Annotated in this window: 16 protein-coding genes; 14 read left to right on the top strand and 2 right to left on the bottom strand. The window is 44.0% G+C overall.

All coding sequences use genetic code 11. The features are described 5' to 3' along the window. The first annotated feature begins 7 nt into the window (after positions 1-7). The 6 genes from AWW72_RS02850 to galE all read left to right on the top strand — a co-directional run bounded on the left by AWW72_RS02850 (position 8) and on the right by galE (position 8,053). Complete coding sequence (locus AWW72_RS02850) at positions 8-1,177, top strand: DegT/DnrJ/EryC1/StrS family aminotransferase (RefSeq protein WP_062846377.1); 1,170 nt, start codon at positions 8-10, stop codon at positions 1,175-1,177. Between the two features lie 148 nt (positions 1,178-1,325). Beyond that, positions 1,326-3,200, top strand: a complete 1,875-nt coding sequence (locus AWW72_RS02845) for a nucleoside-diphosphate sugar epimerase/dehydratase (protein WP_062846376.1) — start codon at positions 1,326-1,328, stop codon at positions 3,198-3,200. A 12-nt stretch (positions 3,201-3,212) separates the two neighbouring features. Continuing rightward, entirely contained in the window at positions 3,213-4,088 is an 876-nt protein-coding gene (gene galU / locus AWW72_RS02840; protein ID WP_062846375.1) for a UTP--glucose-1-phosphate uridylyltransferase GalU, read from the top strand. Between the two features lie 20 nt (positions 4,089-4,108). Then, positions 4,109-5,368: a nucleotide sugar dehydrogenase gene (locus tag AWW72_RS02835; protein WP_062846374.1), complete on the top strand. Its 1,260-nt coding sequence runs from the start codon at positions 4,109-4,111 to the stop codon at positions 5,366-5,368. A 2-nt stretch (positions 5,369-5,370) separates the two neighbouring features. Further along, positions 5,371-7,044: a glucose-6-phosphate isomerase gene (pgi, locus tag AWW72_RS02830; protein ID WP_171254669.1), complete on the top strand. Its 1,674-nt coding sequence runs from the start codon at positions 5,371-5,373 to the stop codon at positions 7,042-7,044. Beyond that, a complete protein-coding gene (gene galE / locus AWW72_RS02825; protein ID WP_062846372.1) occupies positions 7,037-8,053 on the top strand; it encodes a UDP-glucose 4-epimerase GalE in 1,017 nt (338 codons plus the stop codon). The genes pgi and galE overlap by 8 nt, the downstream gene beginning before the upstream one ends. Positions 8,054-8,107: 54 nt before the next feature. Here galE and AWW72_RS02820 read toward each other — a convergent pair whose 3' ends face one another. Further along, entirely contained in the window at positions 8,108-9,478 is a 1,371-nt protein-coding gene (locus AWW72_RS02820; RefSeq protein WP_062846417.1) for a phosphohexomutase domain-containing protein, read from the bottom strand. A 384-nt stretch (positions 9,479-9,862) separates the two neighbouring features. Here AWW72_RS02820 and lldP point away from each other — a divergent pair, with 384 nt between their 5' ends. The 4 genes from lldP to dld all read left to right on the top strand — a co-directional run bounded on the left by lldP (position 9,863) and on the right by dld (position 15,446). Continuing rightward, a complete protein-coding gene (gene lldP / locus AWW72_RS02815; protein WP_171254664.1) occupies positions 9,863-11,530 on the top strand; it encodes an L-lactate permease in 1,668 nt (555 codons plus the stop codon). Positions 11,531-11,549: 19 nt separating this feature from the next. Continuing rightward, positions 11,550-12,302 (top strand): transcriptional regulator LldR, encoded by a 753-nt coding sequence (gene lldR, locus AWW72_RS02810; protein ID WP_062846370.1) that lies wholly within the window; start codon positions 11,550-11,552, stop codon positions 12,300-12,302. Next, positions 12,299-13,450, top strand: coding sequence for an FMN-dependent L-lactate dehydrogenase LldD (gene lldD, locus AWW72_RS02805; protein WP_062846369.1), 1,152 nt, complete (start codon positions 12,299-12,301; stop codon positions 13,448-13,450). Before lldR ends, lldD begins: the two co-directional genes overlap by 4 nt. A 289-nt stretch (positions 13,451-13,739) precedes the next feature. After that, positions 13,740-15,446, top strand: a complete 1,707-nt coding sequence (dld, locus tag AWW72_RS02800; protein ID WP_062846368.1) for a D-lactate dehydrogenase — start codon at positions 13,740-13,742, stop codon at positions 15,444-15,446. A gap of 59 nt (positions 15,447-15,505) precedes the next feature. On the opposite strand, the gene AWW72_RS02795 is transcribed toward dld, so the two are convergent. Beyond that, entirely contained in the window at positions 15,506-16,720 is a 1,215-nt protein-coding gene (locus AWW72_RS02795) for an amino acid aminotransferase (protein WP_005228320.1), read from the bottom strand. Between the two features lie 442 nt (positions 16,721-17,162). Between AWW72_RS02795 and AWW72_RS02790 the strand changes: the two genes are divergently transcribed. From AWW72_RS02790 to acnD, 4 genes are all read left to right on the top strand, one after another. Continuing rightward, entirely contained in the window at positions 17,163-17,873 is a 711-nt protein-coding gene (locus AWW72_RS02790; protein ID WP_062846367.1) for a GntR family transcriptional regulator, read from the top strand. Next, complete coding sequence (gene prpB / locus AWW72_RS02785) at positions 17,866-18,750, top strand: methylisocitrate lyase (RefSeq protein ID WP_004773358.1); 885 nt, start codon at positions 17,866-17,868, stop codon at positions 18,748-18,750. Before AWW72_RS02790 ends, prpB begins: the two co-directional genes overlap by 8 nt. Before the next feature lie 269 nt (positions 18,751-19,019). Then, positions 19,020-20,177: a bifunctional 2-methylcitrate synthase/citrate synthase gene (gene prpC / locus AWW72_RS02780; RefSeq protein ID WP_004773356.1), complete on the top strand. Its 1,158-nt coding sequence runs from the start codon at positions 19,020-19,022 to the stop codon at positions 20,175-20,177. Beyond that, positions 20,177-22,783 carry a Fe/S-dependent 2-methylisocitrate dehydratase AcnD gene (gene acnD / locus AWW72_RS02775; RefSeq protein ID WP_062846366.1) on the top strand — a complete coding sequence of 869 codons (2,607 nt, stop codon included), beginning with the start codon at positions 20,177-20,179 and terminating at the stop codon, positions 22,781-22,783. The genes prpC and acnD overlap by 1 nt, the downstream gene beginning before the upstream one ends. Positions 22,784-22,827: the final 44 nt, after the last annotated feature.

The raw sequence follows: 22,827 nt of genomic DNA, 5'->3' as shown, positions 1-22,827 counted from the left end.
AATCATAATGTTAAATACTGCATTTGAACCATGGCCAAGTTTTACCCCAGAAGAAGCAGACGCAGTTAAAAATATATTACTTTCAAATAAAGTAAATTATTGGACAGGGCAAGAATGTCGTGAGTTTGAAAAAGAGTTCGCAACATTTGCAGGTACTCAATATGCAGTGGCGCTAACCAATGGCACTGTTGCTTTAGATGTGGCTTTAAAAGCGTTAGGTATTGGTGCTGGTGATGATGTTATCGTGACCTCACGTACCTTCCTTGCATCAGCTAGTTCGATTGTTACAGCGGGCGCCAATCCTGTGTTTGCTGATGTTGAGTTAGATTCCCAAAATATTTCACGTCGTAGCATTGAAGCTGTTCTTACACCAAATACCAAAGCCATTATTTGTGTGCATCTGGCAGGCTGGATGTGTGATATGGACCCAATTATGCAGCTTGCTCAAGAAAAGGGGCTGTATGTGATTGAGGACTGTGCACAAGCGCATGGTGCAAAATACAAAGGCAAACCTGCAGGTTCAATTGGACATATTGCGGCTTGGTCTTTCTGTCAGGATAAGATCATGAGCACGGGTGGGGAAGGTGGTATGGTCACCACCAATGATGAAGTGCTGTGGAAGAAAATGTGGTCTTATAAAGATCATGGTAAAAGCTATGATAGCGTTTATAACAAGCAACATCCGCCAGGTTTCCGATGGTTGCATGATTCCTTTGGTACAAACTGGCGTATGATGGAAATGCAGGCGGTGATTGGTCGTATTCAGTTAACACGTATGACTGAGTGGACACAAAAACGTACTGAAAATGCAGAGAAAATCTTAAAGGCTTTTGAAGGTTCTCCTTACTTTACCGTTCACTTGCCTTCAAATGATTATGTACATGCGCATTATAAATGTTATGTACAGGTCAACTTAGCTGCATTACCAGAGGGCTGGTCGCGTGATCGAATCATGCAAGAGATCAATGCACAAGATGTGCCTTGCTTTAGCGGTTCGTGTTCAGAAGTCTATCTGGAGCATGCATTTGATGGGACGCCATGGCGTCCAGAACAGCGTTTGCAAAATGCACAGCAACTCGGTGAGACAAGTCTCATGTTCTTGGTGCATCCAACACTGAGCACAGAGAGCATCGATAAAACAATTAGTGCAATTGACAAGGTAATACGCGCAATTTAATAAGGTTAAAAAAGTAAGGGGAAGAGTGCAATAATCTTTCAAATGCTTCCCCTTATGATTGTGTAATCAATATGTAAAAGTCATTTCTAGTTCTGTCAGAAATGCGTATAAAGATCAAACTGTAAAATGGAATGATTAGAAGATCATTGTGAAAAAGATTATTCATCACTTCGCCTCAGCACCAAGGCTTTTTAAGCAAATTTTCCTTGTTCTTTTGGATGCTCTAGCTTTCCCTATAATTTTATGGTTGTGCTATGTGATCCGTTTATTTGACTTAGGTGCAGATGTTATTCCTGGTATTCCTCATGGAATCATGCTGGTCAGTTTTATTACGGTTCTGAGTCTGGCACTTACAGGCGTTTATCATTTTATTGTACGTACATTTAACGAAGTCTTTATTGTTAAGCTGGCGATTTCCGTGGCATTGACCATGGCAACCTTGTACATCCTGAATGTGATTACGCCAGCCTATATCCCAATGTCGATTCCATTCATGTATGGATTTATGATGTTTGCCTGGGTATGGCTCAGTCGTGCCGTGATTCGTTTTATTATCAAAGCTTCTTATTATTCAGAGATTGGGCGTAAACGAATCGCAATTTATGGAGCGGGTGATGCAGGGCAGCAAATCGCAGCGGCATTACATCGTTCAGATGACCATTTACCAGTATTCTTTATTGATGACTATACTTCTTTACAAGGTCAAACTGTTGGTGGTTTAAAAGTTTATTCGGTTGAAAAAGCGTTACAGCGATTTAAAAAAGACCGTATTGATGAAATTCTACTGGCACTTCCTTCTGTTGGACGGGTGCGTAAGGCTGAAATTATCCAGCAATTTGAAATCGCACGTTTAAAAATTACGGAATTACCTGGTCTAACCCGTTTAGTGGATGGCGAAATTCAAGTTTCTGATATTCAGGAAGTTGATATTATTGATTTATTGGGCCGTGATCCAGTTCCGCCTATTTCACATCTGATCGCCAAAAATATCCAGAATAAAGTGGTCATGGTGACAGGTGCGGGCGGTTCAATTGGTTCTGAACTGTGCCGTCAAATTATTAAGAATAAGCCTAAAATGTTGGTTATTTATGAGCTAACAGAATTTGCGTTATACGATATTGATAAAGAGTTAAGACAAACAGCAACTTGTGAAATTGTTCCGATTTTGGGAACGGTACAAGATCAGCAAAAACTTGAACGTATTATTGAACAATATCATATTCAGACGGTTTATCATGCCGCAGCTTATAAGCATGTCCCTCTGGTTGAATGTAATCCTATCGCTGGCTTAAAAAACAATGCGATTGGTACTGCGAACAGTTTGAATGCCGCCGTGAAAAAAGGCGTTGAAACCTTTGTTTTGATCTCAACAGATAAGGCGGTGCGACCAACCAATGTGATGGGTGCATCAAAACGTATGGCTGAGCTCTATTGTCAGGCGGTCGCTGAAACCAAACCTGATACGCAAATCAGTATTGTTCGTTTTGGTAATGTCTTGGGATCTTCTGGTTCGGTTGTTCCACTCTTTAAGCAACAGATTGCAAAAGGTGGTCCGATTACAGTGACTCATCCTGAGGTGACCCGTTACTTTATGACCATCCCTGAAGCATCACAGCTTGTCATTCAAGCGGGTGCGTTGGGCACTGGGGGCGATGTATTCTTGCTCGATATGGGTGAGCCCGTCAGAATTCAGGATCTTGCTCGTCAAATGATCAAACTCAGTGGTTTGAAAGTGAGAGAAAGTGGTTCACTAGATGGTGATATTGAAATTGCCTATAGTGGTTTGCGTCCAGGTGAAAAACTGTATGAAGAATTGCTGATTGATCAGGACAATACCGAATATACTGAACATACCCGTATCTTACGTTCGTTTGAAAAACATTTTCCATTAGAAGAAATTCAGTGTGTATTTGGTAAAATCAATCAAATGACAGCAATCGATCATGATGTTGACTGGGCTTTAACACAGCTTGAGCATTATGTTGATGGCTATAAACGTAGTGACGAAGTTCGAGTTAACTAATCTGAGAAAGCAATGATCAAAAAAGCAATTTTACCTGTGGCTGGTTTAGGTACACGTTTCTTACCTGCAAGTAAATCTATTCCAAAGGAAATGGTGACTGTTGTTGATCGCCCTGCAATTGAATATGTGGTGCGTGAAGCGGTTGAAGCAGGTATTGAACAAATCATTTTGGTGACTCACTCTTCAAAAGCATCGATTGAAAACTATTTTGATCGTAATTTTGAGCTAGAAACGACGTTAGAGCAGAAGAAGAAATTTGATCTACTCAAAGAAATCACAGATATTTTGCCAAAGCATGTCAGTGTCGTGAGTGTACGTCAGCCACAGCCATTGGGTCTTGGGCATGCGGTACTCTGTGCAAAAGATATTGTAGGTGATGAAGCCTTTGCGGTGTTATTACCCGATGTGCTGGTCAAAAACCAAAGTGCTGAAAATGATTTGTCATTGATGATTCAGCGTTTTGACGCATCTCAAGCTGCGCAAATTATGGTTGAAGCAGTGCCTGACCACTTAGTTGATCAATATGGGATTGTAGACGTTGCTGTATCACCGAATGAAGGTGAAAGTATTGTTATGCAAGGCATTGTTGAAAAACCTGCCGTGGGAACAGCACCTTCAAATCTATCTGTGGTTGGTCGTTATATTTTACCCGCACAAATTATGGGCCTTTTGGAAAATACACCGCGTGGCGCTGGAAACGAAATTCAGCTGACGGATGCGATTGCGACTTTACAGCAAGCACAGGCCGTTGAAGCATATCGTATGAAAGGGCAGACCTTCGATTGCGGTAGCAAACTTGGTTATCTGAAAGCTGTGTTACATTATGGTGTTGAGCATCCAAAACTGGGCGCAGAATTTAAGGGCTTAATCAAGGAATTGGCCCTCTAATCATTTAGGGCAAGTATTTTATGAAAGTCGCGATCTTTGGTAATACTTTATATGCAGGCGTTATGTCTGCATTATTGTCTGAATCTGGTCATTTGGTGTATTGGTGTTCACAGCTTAATAGAGAAGTAGATGATCAACAATATGCCTTCCATGATGAAAACGTTAGTCATTTATTGCAGAAACAACTGAGCAGTGGTTTTCTGCATTATAGTGATTTAGCGGGCATACCTTTAGATATTGATGCTTATCTATTTAGTTTTAACCAAACGCAAGAGCAGCAAGTCTTTCAACTGTTACACTCTTTGAAACAACGTCCAATTATTCATCCGAAATTGATGATTAATGCATCCACTTTTGGTTTGCGTGGCACAGAAAAATTTCAACAGATCCTTTGTGATGATGATTGGGCATATCTGCCTGATACCATGCAGGAAGGAAACGCTTTACAGAGTTTAACTCAAGCAAAACAGTTGATTGTGGGCTGTACACGATCTGAAGTGCAGATTAAGGTCAAAGAGTTATTAAGACCTTTCTTTCCTCTAGAACAACAATATCTATTTATGCCGATTCTGGATGCCGAGTTTACCAAACTCAGTATTTCGGGCATGTTGGCGACACGTATTAGTTATATCAATGATTTGGCTGTCGTGGCGGAAAAGCTGGGTATTGATATTGCCTCTGTGCGTCAGGGTATGGCTGCTGATAACCGGATTGGATCAGCTTATCTAGCACCAGGTGCAGGTTTCGGTGGTGAAAACTTTTCTCATGATATTTTAACCCTTGCCAACACGGTTGCGAATACTGGGGTGAAAAGCCAGTTACTTGCTCAGGTTTGGGATATCAATGAGCAACAGAAAGAAATTCTGTTTCGCAAGTTCTGGAATTATTACCACGGGGATTTGCAAGCCAAATCGATTGCGATCTGGGGTGCATCTTTTAAAGAAAATACCTCAAGTATTCAACAATCTCCAATTCATCAAATGCTTGCCGCTTTATGGGCTCAAGGTGTAACCGTTCATCTGCATGATCCACAGGCCTTAGATGAAATAGAAATGATGTATGGGCAGCGCAGTGATTTGATTTTGCATCATGATCAATATGATGCTGTTAAAGATGTGCATGGCTTATGCGTTTTAACAGCTTGGAAACAATACTGGAGTCCGGATTTCAAACAATTAACACAATTGATGGAACATCCCTTGATTTTAGACGGTCGAAATATTTATGACCCACACTATGTAAAAGCCCAAGGTTTTGCTTATATGGGAGTGGGACGTTAATGATGACTAAGCAGATTCATCCTTTCGCTGTTAAAGCACAGTCCTCTGTTTTGGAGGAGCTGGCTGTTTTACAAAAGCAGTTTAAGATGCTTCATCTAAATGCTTTATTTGCAGAGGATCCTACTCGTTTCAAGCATTTTTCAGTCGAATATGACCAGATCGTTTTAGATTTTAGTAAACATCGTATTGATCAGCAGGTGTTAAATCAATTGGTGGATTTGGCTCATGCTCAGGATCTGAATGGGTGGATTAAACGACTATTCTCATGTGAGCAGATTAACTACACCGAACATCGGGCTGCGATGCACTGGGCCTTACGTCTGCCTAAATCAAGTCCAAAGCTGCCAGAGGTCAATCAAGCCGTTCAAGATCAGCTGGAGCAAATGTATGCGCTGGTTGAAAAAATTCATGCCGGCCAATGTCGCGGTGCAACAGGTGAAGTGATTCAAGATGTGGTGAACATCGGGGTCGGTGGATCTGATCTGGGCCCCCTCATGGTCACCCATGCGCTTTCAGACTTTAAAGTCAAAACGGCAAAGCCTTTAGATATTCACTTTGTTTCAACCATGGATGGCAGCCAGCTCTCTGAATTGTTACATCAGCTTCGTCCTGAAACCACCTTATTTATTATTTCTTCCAAGTCATTTGGTACCATTGATACACTTTCGAACGCACAGACTGTACGACAATGGTTAGAAAAAGCGTTAGGAAGCAATGAAAAGATTCTAAAGAATCACTTTGTTGGGGTCTCGACTAAACCAGAAAAGATGACGGAATGGGGCATTGCACCTGATAAGCAGCTTTTGCTTTGGGATTGGGTTGGTGGTCGCTATTCACTGTGGTCATGTATTGGTTTACCGATTGCGTTAACGATTGGTGTCGACGGGTTTAAACAACTGTTGGCAGGGGCATATGCCATCGATCACCATTTCCAGACGGCTTCATTTGAACAGAATATCCCTGTATTGATGGGGCTGTTAGGGGCGTGGAATAATAATTTTCTCGATATCCAAACCCATGCGGTATTGCCTTATGACGGGCGACTCAAGTATTTCGCGGCTTATTTACAGCAGCTTGAAATGGAGTCGAATGGTAAGTCCATTCAACGCAATGGGGAAAAGGTCAATTCAGCCACCTGCCCAATTGTTTGGGGAGAAGTGGGACCGAATGCGCAGCATGCTTTCTATCAGCTGTTACATCAAGGCACGCACTCGGTCAGCTGTGATTTTATTGCCCCAGTAAAACGTTATAACGCAAACCAGTTTACCTATGCAGAAAGCGCAGAGGCACTGGTCGAGCAACATCATCTTGCTTTGTCTAACTGTCTGGCTCAATCGCGTTTACTGGCGTTTGGAAATCAGGCTTTAGCCGCTGACGAACTTGAAGCTTTACCTGCATATAAGCAATATGAAGGGAATCAACCGAGCTCAACCATTTTACTTAAAGAGCTGAATCCTTATAGTTTAGGGATGTTGATTGCAATGTATGAGCATAAGGTGTTTGTGCAATCTGTACTTTGGAATATCAACCCCTTCGATCAATGGGGCGTTGAAAAAGGTAAAGAAATTGCCAATCAGCTGTTACCGATTTTAAATCGTGAGCAAGAAGATTTATCTTCATTTGATGCATCAACGCAAGGTTTGCTGAAAATATTGTTAGGAAAGACAGATGGCTAAGATTTTAGTCACAGGTGGTGCGGGCTATATTGGTTCGCATACCTGTTTAGAATTGCTGGATGCAGGCCATGAAGTTATCGCATTTGATAATTTGTCCAATAGCTCGGAAGAAGCTTTGCGCCGTGTCGAAAAACTAGCAAATAAAAGCCTGATTTTTGTAAAGGGTGATATTCGCCATGAGCAGGATCTAGATCAGGTCTTTCACAAATTCCAGATTGATGCGGTGATCCATTTTGCAGGTTTAAAAGCAGTGGGTGAAAGTCAGCAAATACCTTTAGCCTATTTTGAACATAATATTGCGGGGAGTATACAACTCTTCAAATCGATGGAAAAAGCAGGTGTTTTTAGCTTAGCATTTAGTTCATCTGCAACGGTATATGGTGAGTTAAATCCTTCACCTTATCAAGAAGATATGTCTCTAAGTTTGCCAAATAATAATTATGGTTATACCAAACTGATTATTGAACAGATGCTAGAAAAGATGGCGCTGGCAGACTCAAGATGGTCGATTGCCTTGCTACGTTATTTTAATCCAGTCGGTGCACATAAAAGTGGCCAGATTGGAGAAGATCCTCAGGGTATTCCAAATAATTTAATGCCCTATGTCACACAAGTAGCGGTAGGACGTCGTGAAAAACTGTCTATTTTTGGCAATGACTATCCAACCAAAGACGGCACTTGTGAGCGAGATTTTATTCATGTGGTTGATTTGGCGAAAGCTCATGTGCTGGCTGTTTCCAATCGTCTCAACAATAAAGGTTGCCGAGCTTGGAATATTGGAACCGGAGCTCCAATTTCAGTTCTACAAATTAAAGAAACCTTTGAGAAAGTGAATGGGATTAAGATTCCGACAGAATTTGCGGAGCGGAGAGCCGGAGATTTGGCCGCATTTTATGCAGATGCTTCGCGGGCTAAAACTGAGCTCGGTTGGCAACCCCAATATACTTTGGAAGATATGCTGGCAGATAGCTGGAACTGGCAAAAGCAAAATCCAAACGGTTTTAACTGAATCTGGTGGTAATAAAAAAGGAGCATGAAGCTCCTTTTTTATGACATGAATAGATTAGCCCTGAATCAAAGCTGTTAACTCATCAACATAATGCTGCATCGGTTGCGGATTTTTGTCTGCACGGCTTTCGATATTTAAGCGCAATAATGGCTCAGTATTTGATGCACGTACATTCAGGCGCCAAGCACCAAAATCGAGGCTAACGCCATCGGTGCGGTCTACCTGAGGATTCTGGTCAGCATAATGATCAAAGATTTTTTGTACGGTGGCTTGTGTGTCAGCCACTTTAAAGTTGATCTCGCCACTGCACGGGAATTTGGCAATCATGTTTTCAACCAGTGTTGAAAGCGATTGTCCTGTTTCTGAAAGCAATGCAATGGTGAGTAACCATGGAATCATACCGCTGTCACAATAGGCAAAATCACGGAAATAATGATGCGCGCTCATTTCACCGCCATACACTGCATTGTGTTCACGCATCACATCTTTAATGAAAGCATGTCCTGATTTTGACTGTACCGCAATGCCTTGATATTGATCGACGATATCAAAGGTATTCCAGATCAGACGTGGGTCATGCACGATTTTCTCACCTGATTGTTTGATCAGGAAGGCCTGTGCCAATAAACCGACGATGTAATATCCTTCAATAAACTGACCTTTTTCATCAAACAGGAAGCAACGGTCAAAGTCACCATCCCAGGCAATGCCCATATCGGCTTGATGTTGCAGCACCGCATCACGGGTACTGTCGCGGTTTTCAATTAAAATTGGGTTAGGAATACCATTTGGGAAGTTGCCATCAGCTTCATGATGAATTTTAATAAATTCCACAGGGATGTTGAGTTGCTGGAATTTTTGTTCAATGGCATCAATCACATGGCCTGCGGCACCATTGCCCGCATTGACCACTAGCTTGAGTGGACGAATTTTTTGCGGATCGATATAGGTGAGCAGATGCTCGATGAACTCAGGCAAAATATTGTAGTTTTGGGTGGTACCTTTATTTGTAACTTCAGTGAATTGTCCTGATTCTGCTAGTGCCTGAATTTCTTTTAAGCCTGTTTCCGCACTGATAGGACGAGCATTTTCACGCACTAATTTCATGCCGTTGTAATCCATTGGATTGTGGCTGGCAGTCACTTCAATACCGCCTTGTACATCTAAATGGAAGGCTGCGAAATAGACTTCTTCTGTACCTGTCATACCCAAATCAAGCACATTGATGCCTGCATCATTCAAACCACGAATGGTTGCCTGTTTTAAGCCTTCGCTACTTAAACGGATATCACAACCAATGACTACAGTTTTAGGTTGATAGATCTGTCCATAGGCACGACCAATGTTATAAGCAATCTCTTCATTCAGTTCTGTGCCGAGTTTGCCGCGAATATCATAGGCTTTAAAACAAGTCAGTTGAGTCATATTGTTCAATTCATAGTGATGTGATTTGAGTTGTGAACACATTATACAGATATCGCCAAGAAGTCATATTTATAGTTCTTTATCGAGTGATTACGGTTGAGTTCAACTTCGTAGAGTTGCCGTAAAGACAATCCTTTCATAAGACTTTAGTCGAATGTGAAATAAGAAGATTGATAGAAAAGGGTTGATTTAGTTTAATTATTATTGGTCATACCAATTATTGTGGTTGCAGTGGGGTTGATCCTGATAATTCATATAATTAAGATGCGTAAAGATTGCAAATGGGTTGGATTTGCTTATTTATGGAATATTGGTCATACCAATATTGGGAAGATTCGTTAAATATCGAAGTGAAAACAAAATGACGCCCAGCATTTCAAGGAGATGAGAATGCTAAATGTGTGGCAACAAATTTATGACCCTTTAAATAATATCTGGCTATCCAGTGCGGTTGCGCTGATTCCGATTATTTTCTTCTTTTTGGCTTTGGCTGTATTTCGTTTAAAAGGCAGTGTTGCGGGAACCTGCACTGTGATTATTGCCATGCTGATTGCTTTATTCTTCTATCAAATGCCCGTTGAAATGGCATTTGCTTCTGTTGTGTATGGTTTTATCTACGGTTTATGGCCGATTTCCTGGATTATTATCGGTGCCGTTTTTCTGTATAAAATTTCAGTGAAAACAGGGCAGTTTGACGTCATTCGCTCCAGTATTTTATCGATTACCGAAGACCAGCGCTTACAAATGCTACTGGTCGGTTTCGCTTTTGGGACCTTCCTTGAAGGTGCGGCAGGTTTTGGTGCGCCAGTTGCGATTACCGCGGCATTATTAGTCGGACTAGGCTTTAAACCACTTTATGCCGCTGGGCTGTGTCTGATTGTGAATACTGCGCCTGTGGCCTTTGGTGCAATGGGTATTCCAATTATTGTGGCAGGGCAGGTATCTGGTGTGGATACCATGGAAATCAGCCAGATGGTGGGTCGCCAGTTGCCTTTTCTAACCATCATTGTGCTGTTCTGGATTATGGCGATCATGGATGGCTGGCGTGGAGTGAAAGAAACTTGGCCTGCAGTACTGGTTGGCGGGAGTGCCTTCGCCATTGCACAATACCTGACCTCGAATTTTCTGGGGCCAGAACTGCCTGATATTACTGCCGCGATTGCCTCATTGGTCAGTCTCACCTTGTTATTCCGCGTCTGGAAACCAAAGCATATTTTCCGTTTTGAGGGTGTAGAGCCACAAGATACAAGCTCAGCAGAGCATATGCCACAACGCTATAGCATTGCGCAGATTGCCAAAGCATGGTCTCCGTTTATGATCTTAACCGTGATGGTGACCATCTGGAGTATTCAACCCTTTAAGGCTTTGTTTGCCAAAGATGGGGCATTGGCGGACTGGATTTTTAAAATTGAAGTGCCGTATCTGCATAAGCTGGTAGAAAAAATGGCGCCGATTGTACCTGAAACTACAGCTTATGAAGCGATCTATAAATTTGACTGGTTCTCTGCCACAGGTACGGCTATTTTTATTGCGGCCATCATCACCATCATTTTCCTGAAAATGAGAACGCGTGAGGCGGTCACTACCTTTGGCGAAACATTGAATGAATTAAAAACGCCAATTTATTCGATTGGGATGGTGTTGGCCTTTGCTTTTATTGCTAACTATTCAGGTCTTTCTGCGACTCTGGCGCTAGCATTATCACACACAGGTCATGCTTTTACTTTCTTCTCGCCATTCTTGGGTTGGCTGGGTGTATTCCTGACGGGTTCAGATACGTCATCAAATGCCTTGTTCTCGGCTTTACAAGCGACCACAGCCCAGCAAATTGGAATTCCAGAAGTATTGCTGGTGGCAGCCAATACCAGTGGCGGCGTGACGGGCAAGATGATTTCACCACAATCGATTGCGATTGCCTGTGCAGCGGTAGGTCTCGTTGGAAAAGAGTCAGACTTGTTCCGTTTCACGGTAAAACATAGCATCATATTTACTGTCTTTGTTGGCATCATCGTCACGGTTCAGGCTTATCTGGTGCCGTGGATGATTCCATAACGCTAATCAAGGAAATGTGATGAGAATCTCCGATCAAGTGGTCATGAAATTACAGGCGCTCATTGAGCAGCGTCAGATGAAACAAGGTGATCGTTTGCCAGCTGAGCGTCAGCTTGCAACCAGCTTGGGAGTGTCTCGTCCGTCCTTACGTGAAGCGATTCAGCAATTGAATAGTCAGGGCGTGCTGAGTAGCCGCCGTGGTGATGGGACTTATATTCAGCAATTGCCAGAACAATGGTCACAACAGTTGATTGTGAATCCGATTAGTAACCTGATTGAAGAAGATCCGCTGTACCGTTTTGATGTGCAAGAAGCCCGTTTGTTATTGGAAGGTGGAACTGCGTGGTATGCAGCATTGCGTTCAACGCCTGAAGATCGTGCCAAAATCCATCATTATTTTGATGAGATTAGCCGCCATCAAAATGCAGGGGATTCGGCTCAGGCCGCGGTTGCAGATGCAGAATTCCATCTGGCGATTGCTGAGGCCTCACACAATCTTGTGTTGATCCAGATGATGCGCGGCTTGTTTGACTTGTTGCAATACAACGTCTTACTGGGACGCAAGAAAGTTTATAACGATCCTGTTAATGGTGATTTGCTTAGTGAGCAGCATTTTCAGGTGATGGATGCGATTGATCGTAAAGATCCGGAGGCTGCGCGCCAAGCGGTGTGTGGTCATATTGAATTTGTGATTAATCATGTACGTGCGCTGGACGAAGATGAAGCTCGCCAGAAACGTGCAACACGTTTAACAAGAGTTGACTCAAAATGATTATTTCTTCTGGCAATGATTATCGTGCTGCGGCACAACGTCGTTTACCGCCATTTTTATTTCATTACATCGACGGTGGTGCCTATTCGGAACATACCTTAAAACGCAATGTACAGGACCTTTCTGATATCGCTTTGCGTCAACGGGTGCTGAACGATATGTCTACACTCAGTTTGGAAACCAAACTGTTTAATGAAACGCTTTCAATGCCGGTGGCTTTGGCACCTGTAGGTTTAACAGGTATGTATGCGCGTCGCGGTGAAGTTCAGGCGGCAGTGGCAGCGGATAAAAAGGGAATTCCATTTACTTTGTCGACGGTTTCGGTTTGTCCGATCGAGGAAGTTGCACCTGCAATTCAGCGTCCAATGTGGTTCCAGCTTTATGTTTTGCGTGACCGTGGCTTTATGCGCAATGCTTTGGAACGTGCCAAAGCGGCAGGTTGTTCGACACTGGTATTTACCGTAGATATGCCTGTGCCAGGTGCGCGTTATCGTGATGCTCATTCAGGGATGAGTGGCCCAAATGCGGCGATGCGTCGTTATATGCAGTCTATGTTGCATCCGCATTGGGCATGGAATGTTGGGATGTGCGGTCGTCCGCATGATTTGGGCAATATCTCGAAATATCTGGGCAAACCGACAGGGCTTGAGGATTATATCGGCTGGCTAGGCTCTAACTTTGATCCGTCGATTTCTTGGAAAGATCTGGAGTGGATTCGTGAATTCTGGGATGGCCCGATGGTGATCAAGGGTATTCTGGACCCTGAAGATGCTAAAGATGCTGTGCGCTTTGGTGCAGATGGCATCGTGGTCTCCAATCATGGTGGTCGTCAGCTCGATGGCGTGATGTCTTCTGCACGTGCTTTGCCTGCGATTGCTGATGCAGTGAAGGGTGATCTGGCGATTTTGGCGGACTCTGGCATTCGTAATGGTCTGGATGTGGTGCGGATGTTGGCCTTGGGTGCGGATACGGTGTTATTGGGCCGTGCCTTTGTCTATGCCTTGGCGGCGGCAGGGGGGCAAGGGGTGTCGAATTTGCTCGATCTGATTGATAAGGAAATGCGGGTGGCGATGACGTTGACGGGTGCCAAGTCGATTCAAGAAATTAATGCAGATTGTTTGGTACAAGCCATTAAACAAGGTTTTTAAGAATTCTTTTCTAAGTTTAGTAGTAGGCACAGCCGCCAAGTTTGGTGACATGCTTATGTCTGAGGTAGAGGCATTTGTCACTTTTGAAGGATCAAAAGTAACCAAAAATCCTCTATTCCGATGACGGTACTTCCCTGCTACCGCATCGGAACAGGCGGCATCCTTGCCGCCAATCGCGATAGCAAATAAAGGGCTGATTCGTATTGAAGAATGAGCTACTCGAATGACAAATACTAAGATTCTGTCGTGTTGGTCTAAGTTTATATATGGATGATCTAAAGGAGCCATCATGCAAAAATTTTCTCCCAAAGCGGTGATTGATCGTTTACAGCAGATTGTTGGACGTCAGCATGTACTGAGTGATGATCAAAGTACCCGCCAGTATCGGCAAGGTCGTCGTTTTGGTGAAGGTAAAGTCTTTGCAGTGGTCATCCCGGGTACCTTGCTGGAACAATGGCAGGTGCTGCAAGCGGCGATTGATGCAGATTGTATTGTCATCATGCAAGCCGCCAATACAGGACTAACGGGTGGTTCAACACCCTATGGCGATGATTATGACCGTCCTGTGTTGGTGATGAGTACGCGCCGTTTAAAGGGCATTCAGGTGATCCATGACGGTAAGCAGGTGATTTGTTTGCCAGGGGCGACTTTGGATAATCTGGAACAGCTATTGAAAGGCTATGATCGGGAACCACATTCGGTGATTGGTTCTTCATGCATTGGCGCTTCGGTATTGGGTGGGGTCTGTAATAACTCGGGTGGTGCACTGGTACGTCGTGGGCCTGCTTATACGGAACTGGCGCTGTATGCGCAGGTCAATACACAAGGTCAGCTGGAATTGGTGAATCATCTCGGTGTGAACTTGGGCTCAACTCCTGAAGAAATCCTGACCCGTTTAGAGCAGCAGCAATACCAAGCCACAGATATTTTAGATGATGTTGAAAAGCAGGCATCCGATCAGCGTTATGCGCAAGATGTCACTCAAGTCGATGCTGATAGTCCAGCTCGTTTTAATGCTGATCCATCACGTTTGTTTGAAGCCTCTGGTTCGGCAGGAAAAGTCTGCGTGTTTGCGGTGCGTCTCGATACCTATGAGAAGGTGGAGAGCAGCGTTTTCTATATTGGCACAAATGATGCCGATGACCTAACCGCGATCCGTCGTTATTTACTCACGTCGTTGCCAAGCTTGCCGATTGCAGGGGAATATATTCATCGTGATGCTTACCATATTGGCGAAAAATACGGTAAAGATACCTTTCTGTTTATTGAAAAATTTGGCACCGCCAATGTACCGAAAGCTTTTGCACTGAAAGACAAGGTCGATGGCTTTTTAGAAAAATTTAAAATCAAAGGGCTGACCGATCATCTTTTACAAGCGGTCACGGCCTTGTTACCGAGTCATTTACCCAAACGGATGACCGAATATCGTGATCGTTATGAACATCATCTGATGTTACGCGTTGAAAATAATTGCAAAGCCCAGACCGAAAAATTTTTACAAGACTATTTTACGGTGCATGCTTCAGGCAATTTCTTTGTCTGTGATGCGGATGAAGGACGTAAAGCCTTTTTGCATCGTTTTGCGGTGGCAGGTGCAGCGATCCGTTATCGTGATACCCATCGGGACGAGGTTGAAGATATTGTGGCGCTCGACATTGCGTTACGTCGTAATGATCGTGAATGGGTCGAGCAGCTGCCTGAGGAGATGGAACAGCAGATCATTCATAAGCTTTATTATGGGCACTTTTTCTGCCATGTCTTTCATCAGGATTACATCCTTAAAAAAGGCAATGATCCTTTAGCGATGGAACATCAAATGTGGCATTTGCTGGATGCACGCCGTGCTGAATATCCAGCCGAGCATAATGTCGGTCATCTGTATATTGCCAAGCCTACATTGGCGAATTTCTATCAGAAACTTGATCCGAATAATTGTTTTAATGTCGGGATTGGACAGACCTCTAAATTGAAGTATTGGGGCAAAGCCAAGCCCTAAATTCACATAAAACCAGCAATAAAAAAGGCGCTTTAAGCGCCTTTTTTATCTGTTACAACTTAAGCTGTTGCAGCAGATTTTGCTAAAACTTCAGCCACTGCTTTTGCAACTTTGTAAACGTTATTCATGTTCAGACCCGCAACACAGATACGACCACTGCGTACCAAGTAGATTGCATATTCTTCACGAAGAATGTCCACTTGCTCAGCCGTTAAACCGGTGTAGCTAAACATGCCTTTTTGGTTCACAAGGTAGCTAAAGTCACGGTCAGGAAGGGCTTTAGTCAATTCATCTTTCAAGATGCTACGCATTTTGATAATACGCTCACGCATCTCTTTTACTTCGCCTTGCCATTGTTGATTGAGATCAGCGTCATTTAACACTTGATCAACCAACCATGCACCTGTTGTTGGTGGGCTAGAGTAGATACGACGTACTGTTGCTTTCAACTGACCGAATGTGCATTTTGCTGCTTCAGCATCGTCACATACGAAGGTCAAACCGCCAACACGCTCACCGTAAAGTGAGAAGATTTTAGAGAACGAGTTGCTGACAATAAAGTTTAGACCTGCTTGGTCTAAAGCACGAATTGCATAGGCATCCTGTTCCATACCATCGCCAAAACCTTGATACGCGATGTCGAGGAATGGAATGAGGTTACGTTCTTTTAATACCACAATCACTTGATCCCATTGTGCTGGGTTCAAGTCTGCACCTGTTGGGTTATGGCAGCATGGGTGTAATAACACAATGCTTTGTTCTGGCAATGTTTTTAAAGTAGACAACATACCGTCAAAATCAACGCCACGTGTTTCAGCATCGAAGTACGGGTAGAAGTTGCTCTTGATGCCTGCACCATTGAAGATCGCAACGTGGTTGTCCCAAGTTGGCTGGCTTACCCAAACTTCTGAATTCGGGAAGTAGGTTTTTAAGAAGTCTGCACCCACTTTTAATGCGCCAGAACCACCAAGCGTTTGAATTGTTGCAACACGACCTTGTTGAATTGCAGGGCTATTTGCACCAAACAATAACGCTTGAATCGCATCACGGTAAGGCTTGAAACCTTCCATTGGTAAATAAAGCTTGGTTTGCGTGTTTTTAGGAGCAATACGTTTTTGCGCTTCGATAATGGTATCAAGCTGAGGAACGATACTGTCTTCGTTATAGTACAAACCAATACTAAGGTTAACCTTTTCAGCACGCGAATCAGCATTGAACTGTTCCATTAATGAAAGGATCGGATCGCCTGCATAAGGTGGGATATGTTGAAACATTAACAATGTCCTTTTCTTCAACAAAGTGCATAGATGTCTGGGGAAGTTGCGCTGCATGAGCGGAACCTTCGATGCCCAATAATGTATCAATAAAGACTGCATGAAGCACGCTGTTATTTACATTTTGGTGCAGTATTTACTTACAAAATTTGTCGGGATTGCTCAATTATAAAGATTGTCTACAATCAAGCTGTCATACCATGGTCGTAGGATAAAAAGTAGCAGCTTTGAAAGGGCAGTGAAAAGACCTAAGATCTGATCCTGTATTTTGAATTTAAGTTATTGTTTTATATCTTATTTTAATAATTCTGCCAAGAGATAATATACGTGTGTCAAGGCCATTGGATTGACAGCATCAGTCTAATTTATTGTCGACAATCCTATTGCATTTTTTGTTATACCTCGTTATAAAATCATCAAAACTGTAGAGATTGTCGACAATATGCAAGATACCCTTGTTCCTCAAGCCATCAGCACCAGTCAGGGAATGACCTTGACGGAACACGTATTTAAGCAAATTCAGTCGGCAATTGTGTTGGGGCAAATTCCTGCGGGCAGCAAGATTTCAGAACCTGAGCTGGCACGGATATATGGCATTAGCCGTGGCCCGTTACGTGAAGCCATTCACCGTCTGGAAGGGCAGAAACTGGTGGAGCGTACTGCCCATGTTGGTGCGCGTGTGGTGTCATTGTCACTGCAACAGTTTAAGGAACTCTATCAAATTCGTGCATCATTAGAAGGCTTGGCCTGCAAACTAGCGGCCCAGCATATTGATAAAAAACAGATTTTGGCCTTGCGTGACGTGCTGCGGATGCATGCTGAAGATGAAAATTTTAAAGCAGGTAAAGGCTATTATCTGCAAGAAGGTCAGGACGATTTCCATTACTGCATTATCAAAAGCAGTGGCAATAAAACCCTAGAAAAAATGTTATGCGATGAGCTGTATCACCTCATCCGTATGTATCGCATCCAGTTTTCAAATACCCCAGATCGCCCGAGCAAAGCTTGGGACGAACATATCCGCATTTTAGATGCGATTGCCGAAGGTGATGGTGAGCTGGCTGAAATGCTGATGCACCGTCACATCAATGCATCCTACAAAATTGTTGAGCAAACATTGCTACAAAATCAAGGAGAACAACAACATGGCTAAACAGTCTGCTGGTCAGCTATTCCGCGACGCGGTCGCAAATGAAAAACCATTACAAGTGGTGGGTGCGATCAATGCCAACCATGCTTTATTGGCAAAGCGTGCAGGTTATAAAGCGATCTACTTGTCTGGTGGTGGTGTTGCGGCAGGTTCTTTGGGTTTACCTGATTTGGGTATCAGTAACCTTGATGATGTATTGACCGATGTACGCCGTATTACCGATGTGTGTGATCTGCCATTGTTGGTCGATGTGGATACAGGTTTTGGGGCATCTGCGTTTAATATCGCGCGTACTACCAAGTCGATGATTAAGTTCGGTGCTGCTGCGATGCATATCGAAGATCAGGTTGGCGCTAAACGTTGTGGTCATCGCCCAAATAAAGCCATTGTAACTCAGCAAGAAATGGTAGACCGTATCAAAGCCGCAGTCGATGCGCGTACCGATGACAGCTTTGTGATCATGGCACGTACCGATGCGCTCGCGGTTGAAGGTTTACAAGCTGCGATTGACCGTGCAGGTGCTTATATTGAAGCAGGTGCAGACATGCTGTTCCCTGAAGCAATTACTGAATTGGCAATGTATAAGCAATTTGCAAATGCGACCAAAGTGCCTGTTTTAGCCAATATCACTGAATTTGGTTCTACGCCATTATTTACCACTGAAGAATTGGCTTCTGCCGATGTCAGCATCGCGCTCTATCCACTTTCTGCATTCCGTGCCATGAACAAGGCAGCAGAAAATGTCTATGAGACATTGCGTAAAGAAGGCACGCAAAAGAATGTGGTCGATACCATGCAAACCCGTCAAGAATTGTATGAACGCATTAACTACCATGCGTTTGAACAGTATCTTGATGGAACTTTTGCGAAGAATAAATAATTTTACCCCCTCCTAACCTCCCCCAGAGGGAGAGGGATTTCACGAATTTAAGACCTTCTTTTATGAAAGTATTAATGATCGTGAAGGCGGCATGGATGCCGCCACGTTGGGCTGCGGTAGCAGGGAAGTACCGTCAGGCCAACAAAGGATTTTTGCTTACTTTTGATCCGTCAAAAGTAAGTCCGGCCGAAGGCTTATCCTCAAATAAGATGAGAGTTCGGTAAGACACCGCTACGAAATTCACCTAAGGATATAAAAAGGACAATCTTATGAGCAGTAATGAAACAACAACAGGCTTCAAACCAAAAAAATCAGTTGCACTCAGCGGACAAGTTGCAGGCAACACCGCACTCTGTACTGTAGGCCGCAGCGGCAACGACTTACACTACCGTGGCTATGACATTCTCGATCTTGCTGTGGGTAGCCAATTTGAAGAAGTGGCACACCTTCTTGTACACGGCAAACTTCCAAACAAAGCAGAACTCAAAGCCTATAAAGCAAAATTAAAAGCACTCCGTGGCTTACCCGCAGCATTGAAAACAGCACTTGAGCAACTTCCACCATCTGCACACCCAATGGATGTGATGCGTACTGGCGTCTCTGTATTGGGTTGCTTAACCCCAGAACATGAAGACCACAACGAAGCGGGCGCAAAAGACATCGCTGATAAATTGATGGCAAGCCTAGGCTCAATGTTGTTGTACTGGTATCACTTCAGCAACAACGGTCGTCGTATCGAAGTTGAAACCAATGATGACTCGATTGCTGCACATTTCTTGCATTTACTTCATGGCGAAGCGCCATCAGAAGAATGGATTCAAGCTATGCACACTTCTTTGATTCTGTATGCAGAGCATGAGTTTAATGCATCTACATTTACCTCTCGTGTAGTCGCAGGGACAGGTTCAGACATGTACTCGGCAATTACGGGAGGTATCGGTGCGTTACGTGGCCCTAAACATGGTGGTGCGAACGAAGTAGCGTTTGTGATTCAACAACGTTATGACAACGCAGACGAAGCAGAAGCTGACATTCGTAGCCGCGTTGAGAAAAAAGAAGTGGTGATTGGTTTTGGTCACCCAGTGTACACCGTTTCTGATCCACGTAACGAAGTGATCAAGAAAGTGGCACACGACTTGGCGCAAGCACAAGACAATACCAAGATGTATTTGATCGCTGAGCGCCTAGAAGCCGTGATGAAAGAAGTGAAGAACATGTTCCCGAACCTCGACTGGTTCAGCGCGGTGAGCTATCACCTGATGGGCGTTCCAACTGCAATGTTCACCCCATTATTCGTAATTGCACGTACTGCGGGTTGGTCTGCGCATGTGATTGAACAACGTCAGGACGGCAAAATCATTCGTCCAAGCGCGAACTATACGGGTCCTGAAAACCTCGAATTTAAACCATTGGCGGAGCGTGGTTAATGAACACAAAATATCGTAAACCGCTGGCGGGTACCCAGCTCGAATACTATGACGTGCGCCAAGCCGTTGAAGATATTCAGCCAGGCGCATATGCAACTCTGCCGTACACATCGAAAGTGTTGGCTGAACAGCTAGTACGCAAAGCTGATGCAGAAAATTTAACAGAATACCTAAAGCAATTGATCGAACGTCGTCAAGATACCGATTTTCCATGGTATCCAGCGCGCGTCGTCTGTCATGACATCTTGGGTCAAACAGCACTGGTAGACCTTGCTGGTTTGCGTGATGCGATTGCCGATAAAGGCGGTGATCCTTCTAAAGTGAATCCTGTGGTGCCAACTCAGTTGATCGTCGATCACTCTTTGGCAGTGGAATACGGTGGTTTTGACCCTGATGCGTTTGAGAAAAACCGTGCAGTGGAAGACCGTCGTAATGAAGACCGTTTCCATTTTATTGAGTGGACCAAAACAGCCTTTAAAAATGTTGATGTGATCCCTGCGGGTAACGGCATCATGCATCAAATCAACTTGGAGAAAATGTCTCCAGTGATTCAAAACCGTGACGGCTTGGCATTCCCAGATACTTGTGTCGGTACAGATTCACATACGCCACATACCGATGCGCTTGGCGTGATTTCAGTCGGTGTCGGTGGCTTAGAAGCTGAAAATGTCATGCTCGGTCGTGCATCTTGGATGCGTTTACCTGACATCATTGGGGTTGAATTTGTTGGTCAACGTCAAGCAGGTATCACTGCAACAGATATCGTACTTGCTTTAACTGAATTCTTGCGTAAAGAGCGTGTAGTTGGTGCTTACCTTGAGTTCTTCGGTGAAGGTGCTGACAGCATGTCTGTGGGCGACCGTGCCACCATTTCGAACATGACACCAGAGTATGGCGCTACGGCTGCGATGTTCTATATTGACCAGAACACGATTGATTATTTACGTCTGACAGGTCGTGAAGATGCGCAAGTGGCATTGGTTGAGCAATATGCCAAAGAAATTGGTCTTTGGGCATCTGATATGACCAAAGCTGAGTACCCACGTGTACTCCGTTTTGACCTTTCAACGGTGACACGTAACATTGCAGGCCCTTCAAATCCGCATGCACGTGTTTCTACCGCTGACTTGAAAGAGAAAGGTATTGCTGGTGTAGTTGAGAACCGTACCGATGGCTTAATGCCAGATGGCGCGATTATCATTGCTGCCATTACCTCATGTACCAATACTTCTAACCCACGTAACACGGTTGCCGCAGGTCTGTTGGCACGTAAGGCCAATGAGCTAGGTTTAGTGCGTAAGCCTTGGGTGAAATCATCATTTGCACCAGGTTCAAAAGCGGCTGCACTGTATCTTGAAGAAGCGGGCGTACTTAAAGACCTTGAGAAACTTGGTTTTGGTATCGTGGCTTATGCATGTACCACTTGTAACGGCATGTCAGGCGCACTTGACCCAGTGATTCAACAAGAAATCATTGATCGTGACCTGTATGCAACCGCCGTGCTTTCGGGTAACCGTAACTTCGATGGTCGTATCCATCCATACGCAAAACAGGCATTCTTGGCATCTCCGCCGTTGGTTGTGGCCTATGCAATTGCAGGAACGATTCGTTTTGATATCGAAAAAGATGCGCTGGGTACAGACAAAGACGGTAATCCAATTTACCTGAAAGATATCTGGCCTTCAGATGCTGAAATTGATGCACTTGTGAAAGAAGCGGTGAAGCCTGAACAGTTCCGTAAAGTCTATATTCCAATGTTTGACTTAGGCGAATTTGAACAAGCTGAAAGTCCGTTATATGACTGGCGTCCGCAAAGTACTTACATCCGCCGTCCACCATATTGGGAAGGGGCGTTGGCTGCACCACGTACTTTAGCCAATATGCGTCCGTTGGCAATCTTGGGTGACAATATCACCACCGATCACTTGTCACCATCGAATGCGATTCTGATGGATTCGGCTGCGGGTGAATACCTACATAAAATGGGCGTACCTGAAGAAGACTTCAACTCATACGCAACCCATCGTGGTGACCATTTGACGGCACAACGTGCAACCTTTGCGAATCCGAAACTGTTTAATGAAATGGTAGTCCGTTCAGACGGTACCATTAAGCAAGGTTCAAAAGCGCGTGTCGAGCCTGAAGGCGAAGTGATGCGTATGTGGGAAGCGATTGAAACCTACATGAACCGTAAGCAACCGTTGATCATTGTGGCGGGTGCGGATTATGGTCAGGGTTCAAGTCGTGACTGGGCAGCGAAAGGTGTACGTCTTGCAGGTGTTGAAGCGATTGTGGCTGAAGGTTTTGAGCGTATTCACCGTACTAACTTGGTCGGTATGGGCGTTTTACCGCTTGAGTTTAAAGCAGGTGTAAACCGTAAAACCTTAAAGCTAGATGGTACGGAGCTTTATAGCGTAATTGGTAATATTGCACCGCGTTCGACTTTAACTTTGGTGATTGAACGCGCTACAGCAGATGGTAAAGAAGAGATTGTTGAAGTACCTGTGACTTGCCGTTTAGATACAGAAGAAGAAGTTTCTGTTTATGAAGCGGGTGGGGTATTACAGCGTTTTGCACAAGACTTTTTAGAAGGTCAAGTGGCTTGATAATGTACTAATCTTGTTGATTATCTTTAATAAAAGCCCTACTT

The organism is Acinetobacter sp. NRRL B-65365 (assembly GCF_001605865.1).
Classification (GTDB): Bacteria; Pseudomonadota; Gammaproteobacteria; order Pseudomonadales; family Moraxellaceae; genus Acinetobacter; species Acinetobacter vivianii.
The sequence above is the reverse complement of the archived record's forward strand: the minus strand, read 5'-3'. Positions and strand labels throughout refer to the sequence as shown.

Excerpts from the sequence above, each read along its gene's own strand:
- AWW72_RS02835 (WP_062846374.1), top strand. The coding sequence starts at position 4,109 with ATGAAAGTCGCGATCTTTGGTAATACTTTATATGCAGGCGTTATGTCT.
- prpB (WP_004773358.1), top strand. The coding sequence starts at position 17,866 with ATGGCTAAACAGTCTGCTGGTCAGCTATTCCGCGACGCGGTCGCAAAT.
- galE (WP_062846372.1), top strand. The coding sequence starts at position 7,037 with ATGGCTAAGATTTTAGTCACAGGTGGTGCGGGCTATATTGGTTCGCAT.
- lldD (WP_062846369.1), top strand. The coding sequence starts at position 12,299 with ATGATTATTTCTTCTGGCAATGATTATCGTGCTGCGGCACAACGTCGT.
- pgi (WP_171254669.1), top strand. The coding sequence starts at position 5,371 with ATGACTAAGCAGATTCATCCTTTCGCTGTTAAAGCACAGTCCTCTGTT.
- AWW72_RS02820 (WP_062846417.1), bottom strand. The coding sequence starts at position 9,478 with ATGACTCAACTGACTTGTTTTAAAGCCTATGATATTCGCGGCAAACTC.
- AWW72_RS02795 (WP_005228320.1), bottom strand. The coding sequence starts at position 16,720 with ATGTTTCAACATATCCCACCTTATGCAGGCGATCCGATCCTTTCATTA.
- lldR (WP_062846370.1), top strand. The coding sequence starts at position 11,550 with ATGAGAATCTCCGATCAAGTGGTCATGAAATTACAGGCGCTCATTGAG.
- prpC (WP_004773356.1), top strand. The coding sequence starts at position 19,020 with ATGAGCAGTAATGAAACAACAACAGGCTTCAAACCAAAAAAATCAGTT.
- lldP (WP_171254664.1), top strand. The coding sequence starts at position 9,863 with ATGAGAATGCTAAATGTGTGGCAACAAATTTATGACCCTTTAAATAAT.
- dld (WP_062846368.1), top strand. The coding sequence starts at position 13,740 with ATGCAAAAATTTTCTCCCAAAGCGGTGATTGATCGTTTACAGCAGATT.
- galU (WP_062846375.1), top strand. The coding sequence starts at position 3,213 with ATGATCAAAAAAGCAATTTTACCTGTGGCTGGTTTAGGTACACGTTTC.
- AWW72_RS02790 (WP_062846367.1), top strand. The coding sequence starts at position 17,163 with ATGCAAGATACCCTTGTTCCTCAAGCCATCAGCACCAGTCAGGGAATG.
- AWW72_RS02850 (WP_062846377.1), top strand. The coding sequence starts at position 8 with ATGTTAAATACTGCATTTGAACCATGGCCAAGTTTTACCCCAGAAGAA.
- acnD (WP_062846366.1), top strand. The coding sequence starts at position 20,177 with ATGAACACAAAATATCGTAAACCGCTGGCGGGTACCCAGCTCGAATAC.